The organism is Sulfolobus sp. B1, assembly GCF_007050195.1.
Lineage (GTDB): Archaea > Thermoproteota > Thermoprotei_A > Sulfolobales > Sulfolobaceae > Saccharolobus.
In genome coordinates this window covers 1-3,967 of record NZ_QIMI01000139.1, presented here as the reverse complement: position 1 = coordinate 3,967, position 3,967 = coordinate 1, and the positions used below count along the sequence as shown (strand labels likewise).

8 protein-coding genes and 1 tRNA gene are annotated in these 3,967 nt (G+C 33.0%); 1 reads left to right on the top strand and 8 read right to left on the bottom strand.

The window, feature by feature from the left end:
- Positions 1–116 precede the first annotated feature (116 nt).
- Positions 117–204: transfer RNA gene (locus DMP16_RS08360), tRNA-Phe, on the bottom strand.
- A gap of 261 nt (positions 205–465) precedes the next feature.
- On the opposite strand from DMP16_RS08360, the gene DMP16_RS08355 reads away from it, so the two are divergent.
- Positions 466–1,011: an archaemetzincin family Zn-dependent metalloprotease gene (locus tag DMP16_RS08355; protein ID WP_069282049.1), complete on the top strand. Its 546-nt coding sequence runs from the start codon at positions 466–468 to the stop codon at positions 1,009–1,011.
- Here DMP16_RS08355 and DMP16_RS08350 read toward each other — a convergent pair.
- The 7 genes from DMP16_RS08350 to DMP16_RS08325 all read right to left on the bottom strand — a co-directional run.
- Positions 989–1,408, bottom strand: coding sequence for an archease (locus tag DMP16_RS08350; RefSeq protein WP_069282047.1), 420 nt, complete (start codon positions 1,406–1,408; stop codon positions 989–991). The genes DMP16_RS08355 and DMP16_RS08350 overlap by 23 nt on opposite strands.
- A 117-nt stretch (positions 1,409–1,525) precedes the next feature.
- On the bottom strand, positions 1,526–1,681 hold the full coding sequence (locus DMP16_RS11060; RefSeq protein WP_185957845.1) for a hypothetical protein: 156 nt from the start codon (positions 1,679–1,681) through the stop codon (positions 1,526–1,528).
- A 9-nt stretch (positions 1,682–1,690) separates the two neighbouring features.
- Complete coding sequence (gene cedA / locus DMP16_RS08345; RefSeq protein WP_069282045.1) at positions 1,691–2,476, bottom strand: DNA import protein CedA; 786 nt, start codon at positions 2,474–2,476, stop codon at positions 1,691–1,693.
- Positions 2,477–2,483: 7 nt separating this feature from the next.
- A complete protein-coding gene (gene cedA1 / locus DMP16_RS08340) occupies positions 2,484–2,726 on the bottom strand; it encodes a DNA import protein CedA1 (protein WP_069282044.1) in 243 nt (80 codons plus the stop codon).
- Positions 2,727–2,735: 9 nt separating this feature from the next.
- Complete coding sequence (gene cmk / locus DMP16_RS08335; RefSeq protein WP_069282042.1) at positions 2,736–3,296, bottom strand: (d)CMP kinase; 561 nt, start codon at positions 3,294–3,296, stop codon at positions 2,736–2,738.
- Positions 3,297–3,312: 16 nt separating this feature from the next.
- Entirely contained in the window at positions 3,313–3,579 is a 267-nt protein-coding gene (locus DMP16_RS08330) for a 50S ribosomal protein L34e (RefSeq protein ID WP_069282040.1), read from the bottom strand.
- A gap of 17 nt (positions 3,580–3,596) precedes the next feature.
- Positions 3,597–3,967 (bottom strand): hypothetical protein (locus DMP16_RS08325; protein ID WP_143577086.1); only part of this gene is annotated, 371 nt, incomplete at its 5' end.

Sequence of the window (3,967 nt, the reverse complement as noted above, 5' to 3'; positions counted from 1 at the left end):
ATATTCTTCAATACAATTTACTCGAAATCTATTTAGCATAAGTTAGAATAAAATTTTATGGAGGTGGATGAAATTGTTGTCCACACACCTAACATCAATGAAAGATTTTATTAAAGTGCCGCCGCGGGGACTTGAACCCCGGACAACCCGGTCCCTGCTTTTTAAACTTCAGCCGGGCGCTCTCCCGGGCTGAGCTACGGCGGCACTATATCTGTACTAGCTAAGACTTTATAATTTTTCATCCTTTTATTTTTAACGGGGACCTGGCGACACCCTTGGAGAGCCCAAAAAAGAGTATATGGGGCCAATGAAGCAGGGTCTCCAGGGGTCCCTACATTTATATTTTCTCCCTTTCCCTCTAAGTTAGATAAAAATTTTTAAACAACCGTATTAAAACTAAGTTCGTCACCCTAATACATGTAAGGGCCTGTAATATCATGGTAAAGTTAATATGAGGTTTGAGGTATGAAAGTTCTCATTATACCTTTATCGTTAATGGAAAAGAGTATATTGGAGGAAATATCCAGCCATTTAAATACATATGGTTTTGATGTTGACATATTGCTTGATACTAGAAGATATTTACCGATATCAAGTTTTAACTGGGAAAGATTGCAGTATAATGCTGCTGAATTACTAAAGTATTTAAAAAATGAATATAATTTAAAATATGACTCAGTAGTGTTTTTGTTAGATGCAGATGGATATGTTAATGGTTATAACTTTATTTTCGGACTAGCCGTGGAGAACTATTGCATAATATTCACTAGTAGACTCAGAGAGGAATTTTATAAGAGAGAGAGTGATTTGAATTTATTCACAGAAAGAGTTATAAAAGAAGTTGTTCATGAAGTAGGACATACCTTAGGTTTAAGACACTGTGAAAATCATGGTTGCGTAATGAATTTTAGCGTTAATATAGAAGACGTTGACAAAAAGAGTAAATACTTTTGCGAAAGTTGCAGAATGAAGATTTCCAATATTATTTCTAGATATCAACGACAAAAGTAATTATGAATCTGTTATCGGATCTTTGTATAGACATCTCGTGATAAGTCATGGCTTTAACTAGAGTTCTTCTTTCATGTTTAGCTTCATTAAACCTCTCTCCCCATGCCTTTCCTTGTAAAACCATATTTTCTTCATTTATTACAATATCGAACTTACTGAACAGCATCAATTCGGTATCATAGTAATATAGCAACTCTTCTATCCATTTGTATAATAAATTTTCGAGATCATATCCATTTAGAAACACCTCTCGATATTCCAACGGCTGTACTTTAGTAGTATCAGTCATTATTTCGAAAACAGCTAAGGCAGCGTTAGAAAAAGCTTCCTCTAGTGAATTTCCATAAGCCCTAATACCTATATCTGCAGTGTGATCGAAAAACTCGTATGGATTCATAAAATTTATAATATGTTTCTAACATTAATAGTTAATTGATGATATAAATGGGAGGAAGACAAAGGACTACTTTATTTATGACCAAAGAAGTTAGAAAGGAAAAGAAGTCAGGTCAGTCTAGCCCTCAACCTTCTTCAAAATAAATTTATTAATTAGAAATATGATTGCTATCAATATGCCACTCCATAATACAAAATAAATATTTTTTAGATATATATACGCAATTATTGTGTCAGCTAGTAAGAGAAATATTATTACTGTTGAGCTCTTCATTTTATCACCTTAAAATAAATCTATCGGAAATGGAATTTTTCCACCGGAACCACCAATAGCGTTACCTAAACCTATCGATAATCCTGCCAATATGCTGATATATATTATAGGAATTATTATAAAAGCCATAACGAGAGATGGGACTAATCCAACTATTGTCTCTATAACCACGTTTAAATCAGATACTGGAATGTACTGTAGTTGAGTTGGTGGGGAATAGATGTTCTGCATGAAAATTGGCAAATAGGGTAGACCGATATAAAATACGATTGATGACGATATTAAGCTTCCACCTATACCCTTTCCTATTCTAAACGGTAACGAAAGTAGCAAGATACCTATTGCTATTAAAATCATGAAAGAATTTTGAACAAACTCTCCAATATCAATAATAAATTGTAATAAAAAAACTATATCTGATATAAATGAGGAGAACTGAAGTAAAGGTATAAACACTGGAGCTGCCGCCGCGGCTTTAATATTTACTAATGTATAGTAAATACTCTTCAACTCAAACATTAGATAGAAAGCTTGTGCTTCCAAATTAGTTAAGTACGTATAAAATATACTCCAATTTACTCCTAATAAATTTTGTAATTCGTTAGCTAAGACTATAATAAGCCCATAAATATTTATCCAAACCCCCGCATATATCGCATCACTTATCATTCTGGGACCCCACTTTTTAACGCCATATACAGGGATTGGAAGACCGTAAAATAATGCTCCTAGAATATAGGTTAAAGTTGCTATGTTCATAGATAAAAATAGTATATAAAAGGGAGAATAACTCATTTATTTTTTACCCCCCTACCTGGGATGCTAAGTAAGTAATCAACGAAAACACCGTAGAACCTATAGCAATCCAAAATGCAGCAAGTATCGCATCTTCTATTAAATCTTGGCCAGTTCTCTTTACTCTAAATATAGGAATTGGTGATCCTCTAAGGGCCCAGCCTATTGCCCATGCTAATATAAATATGCTCCACGCTACTTCAGTGACTTCTGAATCAAGGTTCTGAATGAATTGAATTAAACTTACCATCTACTATCATTACTTGGCTTCATTTTTTATAGAGCCAGAGTTAGACGAAATTGATAAAAGATAAGTAAGTATTACTTTAACTACATTATCTAAGCTCATGTTGTTTGTATTTATCACTAAATCAAAAACTGATAAATCATTTATATCTATACCGTAAAATTTTTTAAACCTTCTATAATGCATATACTCTCTCCTAATGATTTGAATTAATGCTTCGTTGTAAGGAATATTATCTCTCATAGAAATTCTAGTTGCTCTAACTTTAAGAGGAGCCCATAAATAGATCGTTACATTTGCATATTCTCTAAATAACCAACCAGCGATATGTGACTCAATGACCAGATCTTTCTCGCTTAATAAATATTCATAAATTCTCCTGTCAACAGACTTATCTATTTCAAAATCAGACTCCGCTACCCTATTTAAACTTATTACATCCATATCTTTCTCTTTAGCTATCTCACGAAATAAGTTTCCTGCAGAAACCAACTTAAAGGATAAACTCTTTGCTAGCCTACTCGCTACAGAGGTCTTCCCACTCCCAGCAGGACCGCTAATTACTATAATCATAAAAACTCCTCAAAAATCAAATAATATTTTTTCTAACCTCATGTATAATTATTTTGGATAAACAACTATGGCATAAAACTCCACCAAATGGTCTTTGAGGTCTTTTCTCCGTCCTACTAAATTTATGTAAGTTATCAGTCTTTACTCCGCGTAAAGGTTTCTTACAAATAGCACATTTAGCAGCATCATTCCTCTTTCTTTCATAGTGTATTTCAGTATTTCCACTAGGTAACTTAACATATATTCTTCTTAATGACCTAGAACGTAGAGCTGGTTTAGGCATTAATAAGAAATACTTAGTTATACTTTTAAATTTGACCTTAAAGATAACGGCGTGAAAAGAATGTAAGATGCTATAAATACGAAGAGAGATCCATTTAGCATTAAGTATCCAGTCGTAGTTTTTAGTGTTAAATAAGGTATATAAAAGGGCAAATATATATTGAAGCTAAGGTACATTAGTATTAAAAAGAGATCTAGTATGTATATCCCTACTAGTATCATTGACCTTATAAACATATAGTATCTGACTGTAGAGATATAAGATTCTAGTTGTTTAGAAACCTTACGATAGGTTTTTTCGCGCCTCTTAGGTGAGCTAACGCTCCTTAATCTCTCCTCATATTTTTCAACAATATCCATAGCTTTAGAAATTCTTCCCATAAGATAGT

Excerpts from the sequence above, each read along its gene's own strand:
- DMP16_RS08355 (WP_069282049.1), top strand. The coding sequence starts at position 466 with ATGAAAGTTCTCATTATACCTTTATCGTTAATGGAAAAGAGTATATTG.
- DMP16_RS08350 (WP_069282047.1), bottom strand. The coding sequence starts at position 1,408 with ATGAATCCATACGAGTTTTTCGATCACACTGCAGATATAGGTATTAGG.
- DMP16_RS11060 (WP_185957845.1), bottom strand. The coding sequence starts at position 1,681 with ATGAAGAGCTCAACAGTAATAATATTTCTCTTACTAGCTGACACAATA.
- cedA (WP_069282045.1), bottom strand. The coding sequence starts at position 2,476 with ATGAGTTATTCTCCCTTTTATATACTATTTTTATCTATGAACATAGCA.
- cedA1 (WP_069282044.1), bottom strand. The coding sequence starts at position 2,726 with ATGGTAAGTTTAATTCAATTCATTCAGAACCTTGATTCAGAAGTCACT.
- cmk (WP_069282042.1), bottom strand. The coding sequence starts at position 3,296 with ATGATTATAGTAATTAGCGGTCCTGCTGGGAGTGGGAAGACCTCTGTA.
- DMP16_RS08330 (WP_069282040.1), bottom strand. The coding sequence starts at position 3,579 with ATGCCTAAACCAGCTCTACGTTCTAGGTCATTAAGAAGAATATATGTT.